24 protein-coding genes are annotated in these 21,898 nt (G+C 69.7%); 16 read left to right on the top strand and 8 right to left on the bottom strand.

Annotation, left to right across the window (positions count from 1 at the left end; genetic code table 11):
- Positions 1–698, bottom strand: a 698-nt coding sequence (locus tag AB0H62_RS37495; protein WP_360591395.1) for an MFS transporter, incomplete at its 3' end; no start/stop codon positions are given.
- A 147-nt stretch (positions 699–845) separates the two neighbouring features.
- Here AB0H62_RS37495 and AB0H62_RS37490 point away from each other — a divergent pair.
- On the top strand, positions 846–2,345 hold the full coding sequence (locus AB0H62_RS37490) for a PLP-dependent aminotransferase family protein (protein ID WP_360591393.1): 1,500 nt from the start codon (positions 846–848) through the stop codon (positions 2,343–2,345).
- Between the two features lies 1 nt (position 2,346).
- Here the strand turns inward: AB0H62_RS37490 and AB0H62_RS37485 are convergent, their stop codons facing one another.
- Positions 2,347–3,522 (bottom strand): HAD family hydrolase, encoded by a 1,176-nt coding sequence (locus tag AB0H62_RS37485; RefSeq protein WP_360591391.1) that lies wholly within the window; start codon positions 3,520–3,522, stop codon positions 2,347–2,349.
- A 200-nt stretch (positions 3,523–3,722) separates the two neighbouring features.
- On the opposite strand from AB0H62_RS37485, the gene AB0H62_RS37480 reads away from it, so the two are divergent.
- Together AB0H62_RS37480 and AB0H62_RS37475 are read left to right on the top strand one after the other, a co-directional pair.
- Positions 3,723–4,208, top strand: a complete 486-nt coding sequence (locus AB0H62_RS37480) for a carboxymuconolactone decarboxylase family protein (RefSeq protein WP_220243229.1) — start codon at positions 3,723–3,725, stop codon at positions 4,206–4,208.
- 144 nt (positions 4,209–4,352) lie between these two features.
- Positions 4,353–5,129, top strand: a complete 777-nt coding sequence (locus AB0H62_RS37475) for an aquaporin (RefSeq protein ID WP_220243228.1) — start codon at positions 4,353–4,355, stop codon at positions 5,127–5,129.
- A 168-nt stretch (positions 5,130–5,297) separates the two neighbouring features.
- Here the strand turns inward: AB0H62_RS37475 and AB0H62_RS37470 are convergent, their stop codons facing one another.
- The 4 genes from AB0H62_RS37470 to AB0H62_RS37455 form a co-directional block, all read right to left on the bottom strand.
- Positions 5,298–5,492 (bottom strand): ferredoxin, encoded by a 195-nt coding sequence (locus AB0H62_RS37470; RefSeq protein WP_220243227.1) that lies wholly within the window; start codon positions 5,490–5,492, stop codon positions 5,298–5,300.
- 23 nt (positions 5,493–5,515) lie between these two features.
- Positions 5,516–6,727 (bottom strand): cytochrome P450, encoded by a 1,212-nt coding sequence (locus AB0H62_RS37465; RefSeq protein WP_220243226.1) that lies wholly within the window; start codon positions 6,725–6,727, stop codon positions 5,516–5,518.
- Between the two features lie 152 nt (positions 6,728–6,879).
- Positions 6,880–7,506: a TetR/AcrR family transcriptional regulator gene (locus AB0H62_RS37460; protein WP_255638336.1), complete on the bottom strand. Its 627-nt coding sequence runs from the start codon at positions 7,504–7,506 to the stop codon at positions 6,880–6,882.
- 248 nt (positions 7,507–7,754) lie between these two features.
- On the bottom strand, positions 7,755–8,003 hold the full coding sequence (locus AB0H62_RS37455; RefSeq protein WP_220243225.1) for a hypothetical protein: 249 nt from the start codon (positions 8,001–8,003) through the stop codon (positions 7,755–7,757).
- A gap of 236 nt (positions 8,004–8,239) precedes the next feature.
- Here AB0H62_RS37455 and AB0H62_RS37450 point away from each other — a divergent pair, with 236 nt between their 5' ends.
- Both AB0H62_RS37450 and AB0H62_RS37445 read left to right on the top strand, forming a co-directional pair.
- A complete protein-coding gene (locus AB0H62_RS37450) occupies positions 8,240–8,527 on the top strand; it encodes a hypothetical protein (RefSeq protein ID WP_360591388.1) in 288 nt (95 codons plus the stop codon).
- A 167-nt stretch (positions 8,528–8,694) separates the two neighbouring features.
- Positions 8,695–9,054: an MmcQ/YjbR family DNA-binding protein gene (locus AB0H62_RS37445; RefSeq protein ID WP_220243222.1), complete on the top strand. Its 360-nt coding sequence runs from the start codon at positions 8,695–8,697 to the stop codon at positions 9,052–9,054.
- A 59-nt stretch (positions 9,055–9,113) separates the two neighbouring features.
- Here AB0H62_RS37445 and AB0H62_RS37440 read toward each other — a convergent pair whose 3' ends face one another.
- Positions 9,114–9,602 (bottom strand): hypothetical protein, encoded by a 489-nt coding sequence (locus tag AB0H62_RS37440; protein WP_360591386.1) that lies wholly within the window; start codon positions 9,600–9,602, stop codon positions 9,114–9,116.
- 120 nt (positions 9,603–9,722) lie between these two features.
- Between AB0H62_RS37440 and AB0H62_RS37435 the strand changes: the two genes are divergently transcribed.
- A complete protein-coding gene (locus AB0H62_RS37435; protein ID WP_360591384.1) occupies positions 9,723–10,655 on the top strand; it encodes a hypothetical protein in 933 nt (310 codons plus the stop codon).
- Between the two features lie 556 nt (positions 10,656–11,211).
- Here AB0H62_RS37435 and AB0H62_RS37430 read toward each other — a convergent pair.
- On the bottom strand, positions 11,212–12,141 hold the full coding sequence (locus AB0H62_RS37430; protein WP_360591382.1) for a MarR family transcriptional regulator: 930 nt from the start codon (positions 12,139–12,141) through the stop codon (positions 11,212–11,214).
- A gap of 191 nt (positions 12,142–12,332) precedes the next feature.
- Here AB0H62_RS37430 and AB0H62_RS37425 point away from each other — a divergent pair, with 191 nt between their 5' ends.
- The 10 genes from AB0H62_RS37425 to AB0H62_RS37380 all read left to right on the top strand — a co-directional run bounded on the left by AB0H62_RS37425 (position 12,333) and on the right by AB0H62_RS37380 (position 21,897).
- Positions 12,333–13,385, top strand: coding sequence for a cupin domain-containing protein (locus AB0H62_RS37425; protein ID WP_360591380.1), 1,053 nt, complete (start codon positions 12,333–12,335; stop codon positions 13,383–13,385).
- Positions 13,386–13,389: 4 nt separating this feature from the next.
- Positions 13,390–14,580 (top strand): FAD-dependent monooxygenase, encoded by a 1,191-nt coding sequence (locus AB0H62_RS37420; protein ID WP_360591378.1) that lies wholly within the window; start codon positions 13,390–13,392, stop codon positions 14,578–14,580.
- Positions 14,581–14,605: 25 nt separating this feature from the next.
- Positions 14,606–15,520, top strand: coding sequence for a fumarylacetoacetate hydrolase family protein (locus AB0H62_RS37415; protein WP_360591376.1), 915 nt, complete (start codon positions 14,606–14,608; stop codon positions 15,518–15,520).
- 86 nt (positions 15,521–15,606) lie between these two features.
- Positions 15,607–16,788, top strand: a complete 1,182-nt coding sequence (locus AB0H62_RS37410; RefSeq protein ID WP_360591374.1) for a cytochrome P450 — start codon at positions 15,607–15,609, stop codon at positions 16,786–16,788.
- A 12-nt stretch (positions 16,789–16,800) separates the two neighbouring features.
- A complete protein-coding gene (locus tag AB0H62_RS37405) occupies positions 16,801–17,004 on the top strand; it encodes a ferredoxin (protein WP_220243215.1) in 204 nt (67 codons plus the stop codon).
- Between the two features lie 8 nt (positions 17,005–17,012).
- Positions 17,013–18,179, top strand: coding sequence for an FAD-dependent oxidoreductase (locus AB0H62_RS37400; RefSeq protein WP_360591372.1), 1,167 nt, complete (start codon positions 17,013–17,015; stop codon positions 18,177–18,179).
- Positions 18,176–19,138 carry an amidohydrolase family protein gene (locus AB0H62_RS37395; protein ID WP_220243213.1) on the top strand — a complete coding sequence of 321 codons (963 nt, stop codon included), beginning with the start codon at positions 18,176–18,178 and terminating at the stop codon, positions 19,136–19,138. The genes AB0H62_RS37400 and AB0H62_RS37395 overlap by 4 nt, the downstream gene beginning before the upstream one ends.
- 130 nt (positions 19,139–19,268) lie before the next feature.
- Positions 19,269–20,252: an ABC transporter substrate-binding protein gene (locus AB0H62_RS37390; protein WP_360591370.1), complete on the top strand. Its 984-nt coding sequence runs from the start codon at positions 19,269–19,271 to the stop codon at positions 20,250–20,252.
- Positions 20,249–21,109, top strand: coding sequence for an ABC transporter permease subunit (locus AB0H62_RS37385; RefSeq protein ID WP_220243211.1), 861 nt, complete (start codon positions 20,249–20,251; stop codon positions 21,107–21,109). The genes AB0H62_RS37390 and AB0H62_RS37385 overlap by 4 nt, the downstream gene beginning before the upstream one ends.
- Positions 21,106–21,897 (top strand): ABC transporter permease, encoded by a 792-nt coding sequence (locus AB0H62_RS37380; protein ID WP_255638334.1) that lies wholly within the window; start codon positions 21,106–21,108, stop codon positions 21,895–21,897. Before AB0H62_RS37385 ends, AB0H62_RS37380 begins: the two co-directional genes overlap by 4 nt.
- The last annotated feature ends 1 nt before the right edge of the window (position 21,898 follow it).

Genomic DNA, 21,898 nt, shown 5'->3' with positions numbered 1-21,898 from the left:
ATGAACAGCGTGATGAGGCTGCGCACGCGGAACACGCGTTCGCGCGCGGTCAGCGTGACGATCGACGTGATCAGCTTGCGGTACGAGACCGACGGTCGGTCCGGCAGCTCCGGCGGCAACTTGACACCGAGGACGAGGGCCACTCCGAGCATCAGCAGGGCGGAGACGACGAAGACCGAGCGCCAGCCGAATGCGTCGGCGAGCAGGCCCGCCACGGTTCGCGCGAGCAGGATGCCGATGACGACGCCGCTGGTCACGATGCCGAGGACCCGGCCCCGCGATTCAGGGCTGCTCAGCACGGCCGAGTAGGCGATGATGACCTGCTGCACCACGGTCGCCAGTCCGACGACACCGCTGGCGATGAAGAACGTCACCGGCCCCGGTGAGACGGCCACGGCGACCAGGGCCACCGCCGCGATCACCGACCCGATCGGAATGAGGACCCGCCGGTTGAGCAGGTCGCCGAGCGGCACGATGAAGATCAGTCCGGCGAAGTAGCCGATCTGGGTCACGGTCGACACGAACCCCAGCCCGGCCGGCCCGACCCCGAGGTCGTTCCCGATCTCCTCCAGCAACGGCTGGGCGTAGTAGATGTTGGCGACTGCGATCCCGCAGACAACGGCCAGCAGGACCGCGAACTTGGTGCTGATGCCGGGCGGTGGTTCGCCGGGCGTTTCCCGGACGTCGAGTGAACTCATGGCTCTTCCTTGGGGCTGGGTGCGACTCGGGCTGAGCGGATCGGGGCGATTGGCGAGCGGTGGTGAATTGCAACCGGATTCGCGATCGGTGCGACAGGCTCAGTTCTCACGCTAGGTCAAAATGGATCAGGAGTATGGTCCATTTACATGTCGGGAACACGGGCCAATTCGCCGGAGGAAAAGCGGTCCGCCGAGGGTCTCGGCGCTGATCTGTACCTGGATCACCTGGACCTTCGCGGTCGCCACGGCGTGCGCACTTCGCTCATGGACGCCCTGCGCGAGGCCGTCCGCACGGGCCGCCTCGTGCCCGGCGCGCAGTTGCCGTCGTCGCGGACGCTGGCGGCTGATCTGTCGATCGCGCGCAACACCGTGGCCGACGCGTACGCCGAGCTCGTGGCCGAAGGCTGGCTCACCGCGCGGCAGGGTTCGGGCACGCGCGTCGCCCGCCGGGCGGAGCCCCGTCGTGCGCCGACGCCCGGCTCGGACCGCGTCGCGCTCCGCCGGCCGACGCCGATTCGCACGTCGGACACGCGGTTCAGCCTGCTGCCCGGCAACCCGGACCTGGCGAGTTTCCCGCGCGCGCAGTGGCTGGCGGCGTCCCGGCGCGCGATCATGGCCGCGCCGCACGAAGCTCTCGGCTACGGCGACCCGCGCGGCCGCGTCGAACTCCGCACGGCGCTCGCCGACTACCTCGCGCGCGCCCGCGGCGTTTACGCGTCGCCCGAGCGCATCGTGATCTGCGCGGGGTTCGTCCATGGGCTGCGCCTGATCGGCAGCGTGCTGAAGGCGCGCAGCGTGCGGACCGTCGCCGTCGAGACCTACGGCGTGCCCCAGTACTACGACCTGCTCACCGAAACCGGCCTGCAGACGCCGGCTCTGCCCCTCGACGAGGACGGCACGCGGATCGAGGAACTCGCCTCCCTCGACGCGGGTGCGGTCCTGCTCACGCCAGCGCACCAGTACCCGACCGGCGGTGCGTTGCGTCCGGACCGCCGGGCCGCCGTCATCGACTGGGCGCGGGCGACCGGGGGTTTGGTGCTCGAGGACGACTACGACGGCGAGTTCCGGTACGACCGCCAGCCCATTGGTGCGCTGCAAGGCCTTGACCCCGATCGGGTCGTCTATTTCGGCACCGCGAGCAAATCGCTCGCGCCCGGGCTGCGCATCGGGTGGATGATGCTACCCCGGTCGGTGACGCAGGGCGTGATCGCCGCCAAGGGCCACGTGGACTGGGCACCCGGGTCCTTCGACCAGCTGACGCTCGCCGAGTTCCTCACGTCCGGCGACTACGACCGGCACGTGCGGGCGATGCGGCTGCGCTACCGGCGCCGCCGTGACCAGCTGGTCGCGGCGGTCGCGGAGCAGGCGCCAGGGATTCGCGTGTCGGGGATCGCGGCGGGTCTTCACGCGGTGCTCGACCTCCCGCCGGGCACCGAGCGGTCGGTGATCGCCGCGGGTGCCCGGGTGGGTGTCGCTCTCGACGGGCTGGGGGACTTCGCGCACCCGTCAGTGCGGGAGTCCCATCCGGACGATGCGGGGGAGCGACCGGTGCCGCGCGATGACGGGCTCGTCGTGGGCTACGCCACCCCGTCCGACAGTGCGTGGGCGGGCGCGCTCGCCGCGCTGTGCCAGGTGCTGCCTCGCTGAGCTACAGCGTGGCGAGGACCTGGGCGAGCCCGTCTTCGTGGACGGTTCCGGTCAGTTCGCCGGCGGCCGCGATCAGCTCGGCGGGCGACTGTCCCATCGCGACGCCGCGACCGCGCTCGGCCGCCCAGGCGAGCAGTTCGAGGTCGTTGTGGCCGTCGCCGACGGCCAGGACCCGCTCGCGGGGGACGCCGAGCTCGGCGCGTACGCCTTCAGCCGCCCTGGCCTTGTTGACGCCCTCGGCGGCGAGGTCGAGCCACGGTGTGCAGCCGACGGCGAAACTCACCCGCCGCAGGCTCATTTTCCCCACCACGGAAAGGAAATCGGTCATGTCGTGGCCGGGCGCGAACGCGACGACGCGGGTCGCGGGATGGCCCAAAAGGTCCTCGAACGCCACCTGTACCGGCTCGTCGTCGAATCCGGTCGTGCCGAACGGGAAGGGTTCCGTGAGGCGGTAACGACCGTGGTTGTCCTCGGCGGCGAAGCGGGCGTCGGGCAGATGTGCGCGGATCGACCGGAGCACGTCGGCCGGGTCGAAGGACTCCACCCGGCCGCGCCGGTAGCCGCCTGGGACGTCCAGATCCCGGTGTAGGGTCACCGCTCCGTTGGCGCACACCAGGAACTGCGGGGTGATGCCGAGACGGTCGAGCAGCGGGACGGTGGTCGCTGCGGAGCGGCCGGTGGTGAGCACCACATGGTGCCCGGCGGCATCGAGCCGGTGGACCTGCGTGAGCACCGCGTCGCTCACGGACCCGTCTTCGCGCAGCAGGGTCCCGTCGATGTCCAGGGCGACGAGCCATGCCGGTGTGGAGGTGCTGCGTGCGACCCACCGCCGGAAGTCCACAACGGACAGTTCGAGCAGCTGGTCCAGGTTGGCCACTTCGCCTGCGGGGTGGGCAGCGGCGTACGCGGCGGCGACCACCGCGCCGATCGACTGCCCTACCAGCCGCGGCCGATGCCCCGGCGCGACCGCCTCGACGACGGCGTGCAAGTCGTCTGCGAGGGTGAGGACGTCGTGGGCAGCCGGCCGTGGCAGATCGACGTGGATCACGCGAAAGTGGCTCTCGAGCCTGAGCCGGTCCCACGATCGACGGTTTTCACCGGGTACGTGCAGGGCGACGAGGAGGGTGCCGGTGCCACTCACGGCGAAATCGAGCAGCACGGGGTACGTCTGGTTCATCCCGTGATTCCTTCTTGGAGTCGGTGCTGAATTCGGGCGCGGCCTGTTTCGGTCGGCGGGCCTCGGTCTTCCCACTGTAAGGGCAGCCGGTGGCATGTCCACTGTGCACTGGCTCATACCGGACGCGGCCGTGAGTGGCCCACCGCCCCGGCCGGGAAATGGACCAGGTGTGCGGGATTGTGGCCCGTAGCGTGGCTGTCATGACGACGAATCACATACGCCTCCCGGAGCACGCTCCACGCCTCGACTGGATGAAGCTGGCCCCAGACGTGTTCAAGGCGATGCTGCGCCTGGACACCGCGGCGAAGAAGAACCTCGACCCCGACCTGGTCAACCTGGTCAAGATCCGCGCGTCGCAGCTCAACCACTGCGCTTTCTGCCTCGACATGCACAGCAAGGACGCCCTGGCCACTGGTGAATCCGCGGAACGGATCCTGCAACTGGACGCGTGGGCGGAATCGCGGCACTTCTACACCGCACGGGAAATCGCGGCGATCGAACTCACCGAGGCGATCACCGTGATCACCGACGGATTCGTCCCGAACGACGTGTACGCGAAGGCGGCGAAGGAGTTCGACGAAACCGAACTCGCCCACCTCATCGCGGCCATCACCACCATCAACGCGTTCAACCGCTTCGGCGTGTCGACTCGCATGGTGCCCGGCCACTACACGCCGAACGCCTGACGCGAAAACGACCGCACCGCCCCGGTGCGGACTGCGTGTACCCGCTGCGGGCGCCGGCGAACTCGCCGTAGGACTGCGCGGCTGATCAGCGGCCACGGTGCCGGGAAATTCCCGGTTCCCGGCACGCGACCCTCGGAGGCCATCGTGAATACCGCTCCTGTCCTGCTACGCCGGTTGTCCTTCGCATACGCCGCCGACGAATTCGTGCTCACCACCGTGTTGCTGTTCCTCACGGTGACCGAGGTCCGGTGGCTGCGTGATCCGGGAGGCACGCTTTACATCGCCAACTTGCCCCGCGCGCTGGCCGTGATCGGGGTACTCAGCGGGGCGATGCTCATCGGACTCATGCTGAGCCCGCTCGGCAGGCGCAGCGGGGGACACATGAACCCCGCCGTGACGGTCGCACTGTGGCTGATGAACGACTTCCCGGGGCGTCGCGTCGCGCCGTATGTGCTCGCCCAGCTCACGGGTTCGGTGGCGGGCGCCGCCCTCGGGCGGCTGGCGTGGGGGCAGGTGGTCACCCACCCGCAGATCGCGATTGCCGCGATCAGCCCCGCGCCCGGCTGGCAGCCCGCTTCCGTCTTCCTCGCGGAAGCGGGCTTCATGGCCCTCTTGATGCTCGTGGTTGGAAGCTTCTCCGGTCACGCCCGCCTGATTCCGTACGTCATCGGGCTGTCGGTCGGCCTGGTGATCGCACTCCTCGGGCCGCGCAGCGGTGGTTCGCTCAACCCGGCCCGCCAGCTCGGGCCGGCCATCCTCAGCGGACACCTCGGCGATCTGTGGATCTACCTGATCGCCCCGGTCCTGGGCGCCGTGTTCGGGGCTGTGCTCCACCGCCTGCTCCACACCCGACGCACCAGTCCACTCTGGACAGTCGTCCTCGAACCAGTCCGCGCCGGACCGTGCCGACACCGCGGATGAAGCGAAGACCAGTCACGACAACGACCACCACCCCGTTCGGCGCGCGAGCCGACCTGTCCATGAGCCTCAGGCGGATCTAGCACGGGCGGCTGGCCCCCCGGACATCCGGTCGGGCGTCACACCACCGTGTGGCGCGCGACCTGTTCCACAGTGGACAACCGGAAACCCTCAGCTCTCCAGTTCGATCGCCAGTGCGGGGCAGATCTGCGCCGCCTCGCGGACCTGGTTGTGCAGCTGTTCGGGCGGGTTCTCGTCCAGCAGCACCACGATGCCGTCGTCCTCGCGCTGGTCGAACACCTCCGGCGCCGCGAGCACGCACTGGCCCGCTCCGACGCACCGGGCCTGGTCGATGACCACCTTCATCTGTTGCGTCCTTTCGGGAACAGTCACCATGTCACGGGCAGTGAGTGCAGCCCGTAGACGACCATGTCGTGCTTGAAGTCCAGCTCCTCCAATGGCGCTGCGAGCTTGAGCGTCGGGATCCGCCGGTAGAGCGTGCTGTAGACCACCTGTAGCTCGACTCGAGCCAGCGGCTGCCCGAGACACTGGTGCACGCCGTAGCCGAACGCCACGTGGTGGCGAGCCTTGCGCGTGACATCGAGCTTGTCGGGCTCCGGGAACGCCTCGGCGTCGCGGTTCGCGACGTCCGACGCGCCGATCAACCCGTCGCCCTTGCGAATCGTCTGCCCGGCGAGCTCCATGTCCTCCAGCGCCACCCGTCGGCGTCCCGTGTGGACGATCGAGAGGTAGCGCAGCAGTTCCTCCACGGCGTTGGCCACCAGCGCCGGGTCGCCGTCTCGCACGAGGTCGAGCTGATCCGGGTGTTCCAGCAGTGCCGTGGTACCGAGCGCGATCATGTTGGCCGTGGTCTCGTGGCCGGCCACGAGCAGCAGCTGGCCCATCATCGCGACTTCGTCCGCGGTCATCTTCCCGGTGGTCACCTGCTCCACGGCGAGCCGGCTGAGCACGTCGTCGCCCGGCTCGGCCTGCTTCTCCTTCACCAGCCCGCGCAGGTAGGCCAGCAGCTCTTCCGTTCCCGACATTTGTTCATCCGGCGACGATGCCTTCGAGATCAGGATCTTGCTGACGCGGTGGAAAAACGCGCGGTCGGAGTACGGCACACCGAGCAGCTCGCAGATCACCAGCGAAGGCAGGGGCAGGGCGAAGGCCTGCACCAGGTCCACGGGCTTCGGGCCGGCCAGCAAGTCGTCGATCAGCTCGTCGACGATCTTCTGGATCCGTGGCCGCAGGCGCTCCACCTTCTTCACCATGAAGTCGGCGGTGAACAGGCGCCGTTGGGCGGCGTGTCCGGGATCGTCCATGCTGAAAAACACCTTGGCGCGCTTGCTCCTGGCGGCGATACCCGGGGACTGCTGCGGATAGCCGGGTACATCGGTGTCGGCACTGACCCGCGAGTCGGCGAGCATTGCCCGGACGTCTTCGTAGCGTGTGAACAGCCAGGGTTCGCTGCCGTCCCAGATCTTGACGTGGGACACCGGCTCGTCATGCAGTCGCCGATCGAGTTCCGGCGGCGGGTCGAACGGACAGCGGCCGCGCGACATCGGGTATTGGGGCGCGTCGGACAGAGCCTCCGACATCTCATACCTCCTACGCAGGGTAACCGAACGATTGTTCGGATAAGGACTGAGCACAGAGTAAGCAACCTGGTGGGAAGTTGGCCACCCTCGTGCACAAGATCACCGGGACGGCCGAGAACAGTCGGGGGCAAACGGGAGAAAACGCCCGTGGGTCAAGCAAAGACGAGCGAAACGACCTCGTCGACGAACGGCTCCATCGTGGCCGCGTTCGCACGCTCCGGCGAATTGTGGAACAGCGCGACTCGACCGTGCGCGCCGACGAACGCGATCACGCCGGCCCGCTCGGCGGGTACCCGCAGCGGGAAGCCGCCGGCGTCGCAGCGAGCGAAGCCGGTGATGACCAGATCGACGATGGCCGGCAGCGGCCCTTGCGGGCGCACCTCGGGCCCGGGCCGGGTGACCCCGTTGGCCATCATCAGCCGGTGGTGCCCCGGGTTCTCCATGGCGAACCGGCAGTAGGCGTGGAGCAGCGCCCGCACGCGGCCGACGACGTCGTCCGGGTCCTCGCTCGCTTCGGCCGCTTCCATCGCGGCGCGTAGCCGGGCGAACTCGTAGTCGAGCAGGCCCGCGACGAGCGCGGAGCGGTCCGTGAAGTGCTGGTAGATGCTCGCGGGCGCGATGCCGACCGCGCGGGCGACGCCGCGGATCGTGAGCCCGTCTTCGCCGCCGAGCTCGGACAGCAGCCGGCTGGCCGCGTCGAGGATCTCCCTGCGCAGCCGGTCGCCTTCGCCGCGTCTGTTGCGGGTGCGCCCGGCGCTGACCTCGACTTCTTCCGGCACGCTCTCATTCTTACCGTCTGCCAGTCCGTCACGCGGGTCGGCCCCTGCTTCGTTTCGGAGAGTATCGGTCCGAATCGATGGATGCAGTCATCGATGTGGATCGAGACAATGGCGGTCATGCCGATCATTGAGCGGTCGGAGTGGCACCACTGTCAGTCACTACATGGACACGCTCGAGCTGGCGCTCTCGTGCCACCGCCGTGGCCAACACCAGCTTCACCGCGTCGACCACGCGTGCGTCGTCGCCATCAGTCGACAGGGAACACCGCTACCGCTCGCGCGACCGCCAGCACAACTAAGGGCTTGTCGCCGTCGACGGCGACGACGCCACGCTGCCCGTCCGGCGTGACGACGACCATTGCGTTCTTCGTGTACTTGGACGGCGGCGTGAACTGCTCTGCGGTCCAACTGTCCGGTTCGGCTGTCGAGGTGGTCGCCGACCCGGCGGCGGCGGTGGACCTGCATCGACCCGATGAGATCGACTTCGGTGTGTGCATCGGCACCGCGTTTGTCGACCTCTTGATGATCTTCGGATTCGTCTTTTCGCAGCCCGGTCGCGGTCGAAACCTCGCCGCTCGTCCACCGAGGTACCGGCGACCACGGAGTAGGGTCAAGATGGTGCAGGTTGGCGAACCGGCTGGGGGCGCGCGTCGCGATCTGTCCCGAGGCGATACGCCAATGCGACCGGTAAGTCCGCGTATCTGATCTCGCACTAATCCCTTGGGCGATCACTGTGGATGGTTCGCGCGCGCGGGCCGGGGAACTGGTTGCTCGAAACCATTTCGAGACGCCGTTCGACATCCCAGGTCAAGAACAAGCGCACGCGCGGCCGGGCAACGCCGCCGTTGCCGCACTGTCGCAGTGCGAACTGCTCGGCCTCTTCGACCGGCTCGACGAGCTCGTCGCGAACGACGACTTCCGCTGCTGCCTCTACTTCGCCGGCGACATCGCCCTCGAGGATCCCGACTATCCGGCCCGTGTCGAGACCGAGGGTTCCGCCGGCGGCTTGGTGAGCGCCTGATTGGGGAGCTGGAGGAGATGGACCACACCGACCCCCGAGCGCGCGGCCGGCTGGCTGCATCTGCCGATCGAGGGCACCCTGGTGACGGGAACGACCCAGGACAACCGGCATCCCGCGCGCGCTGGGCGCGACGTGGCAGCCTTAGTCCTCGGGTGAGGAGGTGCGTCATGGCGGTAATCGAGGACGTTCGCGCCCTGGGCTCGGAGCTCGAGCGCTCCTATCCGGTCTACGTGCGCGGCCGGTTGAAGTTCCGGGTCAAGCAGATCGTCTATGTCGCGTTCTCCCTCGACGAGACAGTGATGGGGTTCGCGTTCCCGAAAGAGGAGCGCGCCGCGCTCATCGCCGGCGAGCCGGAGAAGTTCGGGCTGCCGTCGGAGTCGGACATGCGGTTCAACTGGGTCCACGCCGAGCTCGCTCCGCTGGACCCGACCGAGGCCCGCGAGTTCGTCGTGGACGCGTGGCGGATGGTGGTCCCCCAGAAGGTCTCCCGCGCCTACGACCTCTCCCATCCCGATGGTCCGGGATGACGCGCCCGCCCCGTGGTTGACGATGAGTTCGACGGCTCGGCAGCGTCGATCCGAAGGAGTCACCGCTGAAGGCGAGCCTGCCCATGCAGCTGGCGACCGTCACGAACGGCTCGTTCGACGGAGCGGCCTCGGCTGTGGCCTGGCGTGCGTCGAGCTGCTCGAAGGCCTTCGAGCACTCTCCACCCGATTCGACGTCCCGCGGCATGATCTGGTGGCGCCGGGCCTGGTGCCATCGAGGGACCGCTGAACAGAGTCGCCGGAGAACTCGCGACTGGCATGGGGCCGGCGAGGAAGTCATACTCGGCCGCAGCGGGCAGGCCCTTCCCGATCGCTTGGATGTAGTCCATCCGGGTCTTCGCGCTGTCCTCGTCGGTGAACACCTCGATGCTGCCGCCGCGCTCGATCGCGTCGGCCTCGGATCCCTGCAGTTGGTCGACAGGGATCCGGCTGTCGGCGAACGCGTCTTTGGATGTGTAGCCGTTGGGCCGGCGGAGCATGTGGTTCGGGTCGTTGGCAGCGGTGTAGTCCTTTAAGTCGCGTCCCTCCACGACGGCCTGTCCTGAATCATCACCTCATCCTGGCAGGCCCGGCTCTCGGCACCGGGCCGGCGCGGTGATCACCGCGCTACGGTGTCGCCGTCGGCCCCGCGCCATCGGTTGGGCCGGTCGGTGCTGGACGGAACGAACTCGGAGGTCGCGGTGCGGCTGGTGTCGGTGAACGCGTTCAACCTCTACGACGGCGACAGCCCGGCCGCGGAGGAACGGTTCGCGCGCCTGGAGGCGCTAGTGCGTGGGCTCGACGCGGATGTGCTGGCGGTGCAGGAGATCGTCGCCCGCGAACCCGGCCCCCGCGACCCCGACAAGCGGGACCTGGCGACGACGCGGCTGCGACGACTGGCCAAGGCCGTGGACCGGCAGTGGAAACACCGCGGCGAGCCGATGCTCGCCCTGGGCGGCGACATCCACCACACCGCGCTGCTCTGGCGCGACGGAGTCACCCCCGTGCCCGGCACCATCGGCCGGTTCGAGCGCGCCGACGCCGGGATGTGGCACTCGATGGTCACCTGCGTCTTCGACCTCGGCGGCCCACGACTGCGCGTCGGGTCCGTTCAACTGTCCCGGTTCGACCAGGCCTGGGGATGGTCGGACGCCGCGCAGATCCTGCGTGCCATGCACCGCGACGACGTGCCCGGGTTCATCGGCGGGGGCTTCAACGGCGTCGGCGCCACCACGGTCCCGACCGTCGACGGCGACAGCCACTTCTACGATCACGACCCCTACCTGCACCAGCCCTGGCACCCCGACCACGCCTACCAGTTCGACGAGCACGGACACCTCGACCGCCGCGTCGCGATCCGGCTCGAGCACCTGGGCCGGATGCGCGACTGCGCCCGGATCACCGGCGCCCCCTGGGCCGCCACCACCGGGTTCCACCCGGCCGATCACCACCCGCCCCGCCGCATCGACCGCTGGTACGCCACCCACCACGCGCCCGACGCCGCCGTGCGCAGCGTCCACGTCGTCGACCACGCCGCGGTCGGCCAGTGCACCGACCACGCGCCCGTAATCCTTGACCTGGACCACGCCGCCATCCCGCGGTAGGGCCCGGCCATCGGCTCAGGTGACCACCCACGTTTCGGGGGCTCACTTTCGGCGGTCCGAAAAGGTCGCACAGCGTCTTGAACTCTTCCTCGGCGGTCTTGCTGTCACATCAGCCAGGTTTGTGGTGGCCCATGGGGTCGGATTGGCAATTGGCTTTGCGTTTCTTCACGCATTCATCGCCGCCTCCCGGAGTCCTGGACACGACGGCACCCGGGCTCTGCTGGAGGACAAGGCCCCTCCGTCCATCGGCCGCAAAAGGATCTGATCTGAATCGCCGAGTTCGACGAACCCTGTCAGGACTACATTTCTGCGATCTTCCCGGTCGACATTCCAAGTGTCTCGCGGGCAGGCATTGCGTCACAAGGACGAGACATTCAGTGCCACAAGGGAAAGTGGAGCATCGCAGGCGGGCAGTGTTGATCGCGTCGAGAATCCGTTGCCGATAGTTGGGACGATGACGACTCGGTCAGGACCTCGCGCACGTGCGCGGCGCGTACACGGACCACCTCGCGTTCCGACTCGGTCACCTGATGCGGCGACAGTCTTCACCGGACGGTCATTGGTACGCGACGCGCCGCAGCAGGCTGATCAGCTTGTCCTGTTCGGCGGGAGACAGCGGTGCCACCAGGTCGCGCTGAACGGTCTGCACCGCGGGCGTCACCTCGGCGAGCGTGTCGCGCGCGAGGTCGGTGAGCACCAGGAGCTTGCGCCGCCGGTCGGTCTCGTCCCGGGTGTCGAGCAGCCAGCCTCGCCGCCGCAGTCGCGCCACGATGTCCGCGGCACTGGACTTGTCGAGCGACGCCATCTCGCCGGCCGCGGTCTGGTCGATCGCCGGGCGCCAGACGAGGCTGCACAGCAGCGCGTACTGCGATGGCGTGAGCTGGGTGCCGACGTGCCGGGTCCAGAGTGCGCCGTGCACTTGCTCGGCCCGCCGGATGAGGTGGCCGGGCGTCGAGCTGAGCCGCAGCACCTCGATGTCCTTGTCCTCGTCCTTGCCTCCAGTGGGCACCGGCCCCTGGTAGGCCACTTGGCCCAGCAGCCTGCCGAAGCTGCGCCGCAGGTTAGGTCCCAGCGGGTGCAGCAGCCGGTCCTGCACCGTCTCCACCCGGGCGGTGAGGTCGGGCAGCATCGCCTTGGCCGAGGGGGTCAGCGAAAGCAGGTACCGGCGGCCGTCGCCGGTGTCGCGGTCACGCTGGATCCAGTCCTTGCGCCGCAGCCGGTCGACGATGTCGGCCGTCGTCGACTTGTCCAGTGACGCCGCGCGGCCCGCGGTGACCTGGTCGACCCCAGACCGGCGGCTCAGCGCGCTCAGGATCGCGTACTGCGGGCCGGTGACTTCGGTGCCGACCTCGGCTGACCACAGCGCCGTGTGCGCCTGCTGGGCGCGGCGGATGAGGTGCCCGGCCGTCGTGTCGGGTGGCAGCACGAGGGTGACCGGTCCCGGTGCCTGGGGAGGTGGGCTGCTGCCGATGGCGGTGTTTCGCACGAGAGTCCCCTTCTTGACCGGTTCACTGTAGCGGACCGAGATCGGCCGTGTCCGTACTATCTTGGCTTGATCGACGCCGTGGTTGCGCCGCGAAGCCCTTGACTGTCAGGAAATCAGCGTCTAGCGTCCCGTTGCATAGTACGTACACGTACTAATTCAGCTTGTCTCGTGGCATGCGGAGGGAAACCCCCATGGCGACATCTCGCTTCACGGATCAGGACAGCCGGCTGGACGAGCTGTACGGCGACGTAGCGGCAGCCGATCTCCAGCCGTTGTGGAAGCTCTCCGGCCTGCTGACGCCGGAGCCGGTGCCCCGGACCGTCCCGTACCGGTGGCGGGCCGAAGCGCTCAGCGGGCTCGCGGCTCGCAGTGGCGAACTGGTCGGCATCGACCGGGGCGGCGATCGCCGGGTGCTGGCCTGCGCGAATCCCGGTCTCGGCGGTGCGCCGTACGCGACCTCCACCATGTGGGCCGGGATGCAGTACCTGGGTGCGGGGGAGCGCGCGCCCGCGCACCGGCACACCCCGGCGGCGCTGCGGTTCGTCCTCGCCGGCGAGGGTGCCTGGACGCTTGTCGACGGCGACCCGTTGCGCATGGCGACCGGCGACCTCGTGCTCACCCCGAGCATGACCTTCCACGAGCACCACAACCCCGGCGCCGAGCCGATGATGTGGCTGGACGTGCTCGACTTGCCGGTCGTCGCCGCGCTCGACGCGGTGTTCTTCGAGGAGGGCGCCGACGCGCAGGGTGGCTTGAGCAGTGAGCCGGCTTCGGCCGCCGAACGGCTCTGGGGCGCTGGTCCCGGCCTCCTGCCCGGCGGGCTCGGCAAGGCCCGGCACGAGGCGGCGCACTCGCCGCTGCTGGTGTACCGGCGCGCCGACACCGACCGGGCGCTCGCGGCGCAGCTGGCCGCCACCGGCGCGAGCGAGGCGCAGATCCGCTACACCAATCCGCAGACCGGCGCCGACGTCATGCCCACCATGCGCTGCGAGATGCGCCGCGTGCGCGCCGGCAGCCGCAGCCGCACAACCCGCCAGGCAGGGTCCCGGGTGGGGGCCGTGCTGGCCGGCACCGGCGAGGTGCTGATCGGTGACCAGCGCTTCGCGCTCGCACCGGGTGACGTCTTCGCTGTGCCGTCGTGGGCTCCCTACGGCCTTGCCGCCGAGGAGCACCTGGACGTGTTCAGCGTCAGTGACGCACCCGTGCTGGAAGCGCTGGGCCTCTACCGCGAACGGGAGTGCTGAGCGCATGGTGACGACACCACTGCCCACGTTGATCGTCGGTGGCGGTATCGGCGGGCTTGCCGCGGCGCTGTCCGTGGCCCGCGCCGGGCGCGAGGTCCACCTGCTCGAACGCGCGGCCGAGTTCACCGAGATCGGCGCCGGCCTGCAGTTCGGCCCGAACGCGATCCGGATGCTCGACCGGCTCGGCCTGCTCACCGAGCTGCTCGACGTCGCGGTGTTGCCGCGGCACGGCGTGATGCGGCACGCGATCACCGCCGACCCGCTCACCACACTCGATCTCGGCGGTGCCTTCCGGGAGCGCTACGGCTACCCCTACGTGGTGGTGCACCGCAGTGATCTGCTGTCCATTCTGGTCGAAGCCTGCCGGGCGGAACCGTTGGTGCGGCTGGAGAACAACCGGGTCGTCGCCGAGGCGTGGGCCGACGAGGACAGCGCCGGCGTGCGCTGCGAGGACGGCGCCACGTACCGCGCCGAGCTGCTCGTCGGCGCCGATGGGCTGCACTCCGTGGTGCGCAAGCTGGTCTCCGTCGACCAGCCGGTGCCGAGCGGATTCGTCGCCTACCGCGGCGCGCTGCCCATGAGCGAGGTGAGGACCGAGGTCAGCAACGACGACGTGGTGCTGTGGGTAGGGCCCGGGCTGCACCTCATCCAGTACCCGGTGCGCCGCGGCGAGCTGTACAACCAGGTCGCGGTGTTCCGCAGTGACAGCTTCGGCCGCGGCGATGAGCAGGTAGGCCCGGTCGAGGAGCTGTTCGGCCGGTTCGGCGAAGCGTGCGAGGAGGTGCAGCGGCACGTCTCGCGCATCGAGACCGGCCGCTGCTGGCCGATCTACGACCGGGACCCGCTGCCCACGTGGGTGCACGGCCGGGCGGTGCTCCTCGGCGACGCGGCGCATCCGATGCTGCAGTACCTCGGCCAGGGGGCGTGCCAGGCGCTCGAGGACGCGCTGGCGCTCGGCGAAGCGGTCCGCGGGAGCGGCACCGACATCGGGAAAGCCGTGAAGTCCTACGACACCGTCCGAGTCCCCCGCGCCGGCCTGTGCCAGACGCGGGCGCGGCTGTGGGGCCAGGTCTGGCACACCGGCGACCCGGTCACACTCGCGCTGCGCGACCGGTACATGCGCTCCCGGCGGCCGGACGACTACAGCGAGCTGGACTGGTTGTACGCGGCGGAATCCGCCGTCCTTTCGTCCTGATCGGCACGACACCGAGGAGCCGACAATGAAGTTGCTCAGTTACCGCGGCCGCGACGGCCTCGACCGGGTCGGCGTCGTCGCCGACGGCGTGGTGCGCGAGGTCTCACCGGAACGCGCCGCCGGGCCGGCCGGGCTCAGCCCGATGCGGCGCCTCATCGCGGCGTCCGGGTCTCCCGCGGGGGAGGTCCCGCTCGCCGACGGTCCCGGCGTCCCGCTCGACGAGGTCCGCGTGCTGCCGCCGGTGCCGGATCCGACCAAGATCGTGGCCGCGCCGGTGAACTACGTGGACCACCAGGCCGAGATGAGCCAGAGCGTGCACGTCGGCTCGCTCGGCGTGTTCCTCAAGGCGCCCTCGTCGCTGATCGGTGCCGGCGACGTGGTCCGCCTGCCCTACACCGACCGCCGGTTCGACCAGGAGGGTGAGCTGGCCGTGGTGATCGGCCGCACGGCCCGCGGGGTGCCCGCGGCCGACGCACTGTCGCATGTGTTCGGCTACACGTGCCTGCTCGACATCACCATGCGCGGCGGGGAGGACCGCTCCACCCGCAAGTCGTTCGACACCTTCACGCCGATGGGGCCCTGGCTGGTGACGCCGGACGAGGTCGGTCCACTCGAGACACTCCGGCTGACCTGCTCGGTGAACGGCACCCTGCGCCAGGACGCCGACGTCCGCGACCTCATCTGGGACGTGCCCGCGCTCATCGAGTACGTCTCGTCGGTGATGACACTCCATCCTGGTGACGTCATCAGCACCGGCACGCCGGCCGGCGTCGGGGCCATCAACGACGGCGATTCGGTGACCGCGGCCGTGACGCGGGTCGGCGAGCTGACCGTCGGCGTCAGCGCGGCCAGTGCCGTCACCTGCCCGACCCTGGGTGCGGGGGCGGGCCCGGTGCCGCCGGCCGAGCTCACCCCCGTCCGCGCTCGCACGGCGAACTGATCCCGCTTTCCCGGCCGCTCAAGCCAAGTCGGAGGTGCACCATCACTACCACAGAGATTTCCGGGCAGCCGATCCCCGACTACCCGATGTCCCGTCCGCCAGGCTGTCCGTTCGACCCGCCCGCCGAGTTCCGCGACCTGCGCGCGGACGAGCCGATCTCCCGCGTGCGGTTGTGGGACGGCAAGATCGCCTGGCTGGTCACCCGCTTCGACGACGTCCGCGAGGTGCTGGCCGACCCGCGGTTCAGCGCGGACATGACCAACCCGGGCTTCCCCAGCCACAGCGCGGGCGTTTCCGTGACTCGCCAGAAGCACCCCACGTTCTTGAACATGGACGACCCCGAGCACGCCAGGCACCGCCGGATGCTCACCCGGGACTTCATGATCAAGCGGGTCGAGGCGCTGCGCCCGCGCATCCAGCGGCACGTCGACGAGCTGCTCGACGAGTTCACGGCCGGCCCACAGCCCGCCGACCTGGTCACCGGATTCGCACTGCCGGTCACCTCGTCGGTGATCTCCGAACTGCTCGGTGTTCCGTACGAAGATCACGAGTTCTTCCAGCGGCAGAGTGGGTTGCTCATCTCCGGTGAGACCGGTGCGGACGAGGCGTTGGAGGCGTTCGCCACGATCCGCGAGTACCTCGGTGGCCTGGTCGAGCGCAAGGCCGCCGAGCCCGCACCGGACGTGATCAGCCACCTGCTCGAAATCGAGCGCGCGGGCGGCCTGAGCCGCGACGAGTTGATCAACATGCTCAACCTGCTGCTGCGCGCCGGGCACGAGACGACCGCCAACATGATCGCGCTCGGGACGTTGGCGCTGCTTCAGAACCCCGCCCAGCTCGCCGCGTTGAAGGCCGACACTTCGCCGGCAGTGGTGGCGAACGCGGTCGAGGAGTTGCTGCGCTACCTGACGATCACGCACTACGGCCGGCGGCGCGTCGCGCTCGAGGACGTCGAGGTCGCGGGCACGCTGATCCGCAAGGGCGAGGGCGTGGTGGCGGCCAACGACTCGGCCAACCGCGACCCGGAGGCGTTCGGCGACAACCCCGACGAGCTGGACCTGTCCCGGTCCGCGCGGCACCACCTCACCTTCGGCTACGGGGTCCACCAGTGCCTCGGGCAGCCGCTGGCGCGCGTCGAGCTGCAAGTGGTGTACCCCACGCTGCTGCGGCGCCTGCCGGATCTGCGGCTCGCGGCGCCGGTGAGCGAACTGCCGTTCAAGACGAAGAACGTGTTCTACGGGCTCTTCGCGATGCCCGTCGAGTGGTAACGGAGCCAATGCATGAAGGTCGAAGTGGAAGCCGACAAGTGCATCGCGTCGGGGCAGTGCGTGCTGTTGTCCGACGCGGTGTTCGACCAGCGTGAGGACGACGGGATCGTCGTGCTCCGCGTGAACGACGTGCCTTCGTCCGAAGAGGACGCCGTCCGCAGCGCCGAACGGATCTGTCCCGCGCGGGCGATCCGCCTGACCACGTCGGGCGGGTGAGCGCGGACATGAGAGCGGTGGTGGTCGTGGGTGCGGGCGCGGCGGGGCTCACTGCGGTGGAGACGGTGCGGGAGCACGGTTTCGACGGCCGGCTGACCCTGATCGGCGCGGAGCCCCACGCCCCGTACGACCGGCCGCCGTTGTCGAAGCAGGTGCTGCTCGGTTCCTGGGAGCCGGACCGGCTCGCACTGCGCCCGCCCGGCAGCTACACCGAGCTCGGGCTGGACACCCGGTTCGGCCGGCAGGCAACCGGGCTGGACCTGCCCGGCCGCCGCGTCCGGCTCGACGATGGGACGGCAGTCGCGTTCGACGCGCTCGTGATCGCCACCGGCGTGCGGCCGCGGCGGCTGCCCGGCGCCGAGGGCGTGTGTTACCTGCGCACGGTCGAGGACGCGGTGGTGCTGCGGGAACGGCTGCGCTCGGCGCGGCGCACCGTCGTGGTCGGCGCGGGGTTCCTCGGCGTCGAGATCGCGGCGGCCGCGCGGTCGCTCGGCTCGACCGTCACCGTCGTCGATCCGTTGCCCAGTCCCATGATCCGGCAATTCGGGCCGGCATTGGGCGAGCTTGTGCGGGCGGCGGGTGAAGAACGCGGCGTGGAGTTCCGGATGGGCGTCGGGGTCACGACCGCGGACGCCGGATTGGTGCGGCTGGACGATGGCACGACGCTCGCGGCCGACATCGTGGTCGCGGCCGTCGGCGCCGAACCGGCCACGGAGTGGCTTGCCGGCTCCGGGCTGGACCTGCGCGGTGGCGTGCGCTGCGACGCGTTCTGCCGAGCCGCCGACGGCGTCTACGTGGCCGGCGACGTCGCGGCCAACCCCGATCCGGCGACCGGTACCCACCGCCGGTTCGAACACCGGATGAACGCCACCGAGCAAGGCCGGCGCGCCGCGCTGAACCTGCTCGGGCACGACGAGCCGTTCGCGCCGTCGCATTTCTTCTGGACCGACGCCGGCGACATCCGGATCCAGGCCGCCGGCACCTTCGCCGATGGTGAGCTGACGGTCGTCGACGGCTCGGTGGCCGATGGCAAGTTCGTGGCCGCCCACGCGGCGGGCGGCCGCGTGACCGGCGTCCTCGGTTGGAACAACCCCCGCGGGTTCACCCGGGCCCGAGGCAGGCTCGGCGCCCCGGCCGGGGAAGGGAAAAGCACGGAAGGGAAAGTGCTGACATGACCACCGGCCGGATCGACACCCACCACCACATCGTCCCCCCTGTCTGGGCGGACGCGCTGCGCACGAGCGGCTACTTCGGCGGGCAGGCCACGCCGGCGTGGAGCCCGGCCGCCGCGCTCGAGCTGCTCGACGAGCTCGCCATTGCGACGGCCGTCGTCTCCGTCGGGCGTCCCGGCGTGCACCTGGGCGGCAGCGCCGCCGACACGCGGAAACTGGCACGGCAGGTCAACGAGTTCTCCGCCGGGCTGGTCCGCGACCACCCCGGTCGCTTCGGGTTCTTCGCCTCGGTACCACTGCCCGATGTGGACGGTTCGCTCGCCGAGGTGGCCTACGCCTTCGACGAGCTGCACGCCGACGGCGTGATCCTGCTGGCCAATGTGGACGGCGTGTACCTCGGCGACCCGGCGTTCGACCCGCTGATGGCCGAATTGGACCGGCGGGCGGCGGTGGTGTTCGTCCATCCGACCGCGCCGCCCGGACCCGCGGTGCCGGGCGTGCCGCCCTTCGCCGCCGACTTCTTGCTCGACACCACCCGCGCGGCCCTCAACCTGGTGCGCCACGGCGTGGTGGCCCGGTCGACCCGGATGCGGATGATCCTCTCGCACGCCGGCGGGTTCGTACCGTACGCGGCACACCGCATGGCCAGTCTCACCGAAGGCGCGGCGGGGCACGTCGTCACGCGCGAGAACTTCCTGCGCGACCTGCGCACGTTCTACTTCGACACGGCGTTGTCCGCCAACGCGGACACCCTGCCGAGCCTGCTCGCGTTCGCCGCGCCGGACCGCGTGCTCTACGGCAGCGACTGGCCCTATGCCCGCGGCGACAATTCCCAGTACTTCACCGCGCAGCTGGACGCGTATCCGCTGTCCGAAACGCAGCGCGCCGCCGTCAACCGGGACAACGCACTCGCACTGCTACCGCGGGTGTCCGAAGCGGACACGGCGCGTATTTCCCAGTAATAACAACGAAAAACTGTGTTCGTGCGCGCGAGCACGGCGTACGATACGGGCACAATTCTTCTCCCGGACGGGCGATTTCCGCGGCCCCGCAAGGACTTTGATTCGTTTCACCGGCGAAACGGAGCCAACCGTGAAGTATCGACGCAAACTCGCGTGCCTGGTGCTCACCGGGGCCATGTTCCTGCTGTCGGCGTGCGGGGCGCTGAGCGCGACCAACACGCTCGGTGGCGGGTCGACCGGCGGCCTGATCCCGATCACGGCGGGGGTCGCGGCGTCGCAGTCGTCCACCGCGATCCTGGTGGGAGAGCAGCACGGGTTCTTCGCGCAGAACGGGATCGACCTCACCATCGGCCGCGCGGCCACCGGCGCCGGAGCGATCACCCAGGTCATCAACGGCCAGCAGCAGGTGGCGCTCGGCGGCATCTCGCCGGTCGTGATCGCGGCGGCCTCGCACATCCCGGTGCAGATCGTGTCGGGCGCGGTCGCCGACCGTCCCGCCGCGGCCGGGGCGCAGTACCAGACCATGGTGGCGGGCGGCAGCTCGATCCGGTCCTTCAAGGACCTTGCGGGCAAGACGGTCGCCGTGAACTCCCTGAAGTGCTGCTGGGAGTTCTGGATCCGCGAGGCGATCGAGAAGGACGGCGGCGACGCGTCGTCCGTCCACTTGGTACAGCTCACGTTCCCCGACCAGATCACCGCCCTCGAGCAGGGCAAGGTCGACGCGATCAGCACCGCCCAGCCGTACGCGACGGCGTTGCGGAAGAAGGGCTTTCGGGACATCGGTGACTCGCCGGCCGTCGCGTTCGCCGATCCGGACGCCGACAACACGGTGTTCTTCATGGCCAAGTCCTTCATCGACCAGCATCCCGGCATCGTGGAAAGGTGGCGCAAGGCGGTGCGAGAGTCCAGTGAGTACGCCAACGCACATCCCGACGAGACCCGCAAGGCCATCGTGAAGCAGACGAAGGCCGATCCCGCTCTCGTCGCACAGGCTCCGTTACCGCTCTACACCGCGGACGTCAGCCGCCAGGTGATCGAGAAGGAAGCGGCGTTCACAGTCAAGTACGGGGTGGTCTCGGTCGCGCCCGCGTACGGAACGTACGTAGTGCCGTGAGCACCCAGCCGACCCCCACCGGCCTGGCCCCCGCGCCCGCCGGATTCGACGCACCGACGCCGGCGGCCGCCCCCGCCCGCCGGGCTTCCCGGCCGTGGCTGCTGCGCGGCCTCCCGTGGCTGACCACCCTCGGCATCCTCGTGCTGTGGGAACTGATCGCCCGCGCCGGCTGGCTGCCGCCGGAGGTGCCGTCGATCAGCGCGATCGGGGCGGCGCTCGTCGAATTGGCTCCCACCGCGGGGTTCGTCCACGCCCTGATGGCGACCCTGGAGCAGGTCGCCGTCGGCCTGGCCGGCGGTGTGGTCGCCGGCCTGGTCCTCGGCGTCGCGCTCGGCACCGTGCCGCTGCTGTACCGGCTCGTGCACTACCCGCTCGACTTCCTGCGTTTCGTGCCGGCAGTGGTGTTCCTGCCGCTGATGCTGCTGTTGCTCGGTGCCACCCCCCGGGTGTCCACTTTGCTCGGCATGGTCGGCGCGCTGTGGCCGATGCTCTTCCAGACCTTCTACGGGGTCAGCGGCATCAACGACGTGCTGCGCGACAGCGCCCGCGTGTTCGGGCTGCGAGCCCACCAACGGCTCGGGCACGTGGTGCTGCCCGCCGTGGCGCCGTTCGTGGCCACCGGGGTGCGGCTCGCTGCGTCGCACGTGCTGGTCGTGGTGGTGGCGGTCGAGATCATCGCGTCAGTGCGGGGGATCGGTGCCGATATCGCCGTCTACGCCTCCAACGCGGTCTACCCGAGCATGTACGCGCTGGTGTTCGTCGTCGGTGTGCTCGGTGTCCTGGCCAACGTCGGACTGCTCGCGATCGAGCGTCGTGTGCTGGGCTGGCACATCTCCTACCGTGAGGAGGCCAGATGACTTCGATGGTGCGCCCGCGCCGGGCCGGACACCGGTTCACGGCGTGGCTCGTCTCGCTCATCGTCCCGGTCGCGGCACTGCTGACCTGGTGGTTCGCCTCGCTCGGCAACACCTCGCCGTTCTGGCCTTCGCTGCGCTCGATCCTGGTGTCGTTCCAGCAGTTGTGGCTGTTCAGCCGGTTCGCCTCCGACGTGCTGCCGAGCGTCGGCCGAATGCTGCTGGGCTACTGCGTCGCCGTGGTGATCGGCATAGCGCTCGGTGTCCTCTTCGGACGGTTGCCACTGCTGCACCGGGCGTTCGACCCGGCGCTGCAGTTCTGCCGGGCCTTGCCCGCCACCGCACTGGTGCCGGTGAGCATCGTGCTGCTCGGGATCGGTGACCTGCCGAAGATCGTGCTCACCGCGTTCGTCACGGTCTTTCCCGTGCTGCTCAACACCATCGACGGGGTGCGGGCAGTCGATCGGGAGCTCGAGGATGCCGCGCGGTCCTACCGGCTGACCCGGGCGCAGCGGGTGCTGCACGTGCAGCTGCCCGCCGCCGCGCCGAACATCCTCGCCGGGATGCGCATCGCCCTGACCGTGGCGTTCGTGATGATGGTGGTGACCGAGCTCGTGGCGGCGACCAACGGGATCGGGTTCGTCACGTTGCAGGCGCAGCAGAGCTTCGAGGTGTCCCAGATGTGGGCGGGCATGCTCCTGCTGGGGATCCTCGGCGTGCTCTTCAACGGCGCCTTCGTGCTGGTCGAACGCCGGCTGCTGCGCTGGTACACCAAGGATCGGGAGAGCTGAC

The sequence above is a fragment of the Amycolatopsis sp. NPDC050768 genome (assembly GCF_040654155.1).
Taxonomy (GTDB): Bacteria; Actinomycetota; Actinomycetes; order Mycobacteriales; family Pseudonocardiaceae; genus Amycolatopsis.
Note: the sequence above shows the minus strand (reverse complement) of the source record. Positions and strands in the feature narration are given on the sequence as shown.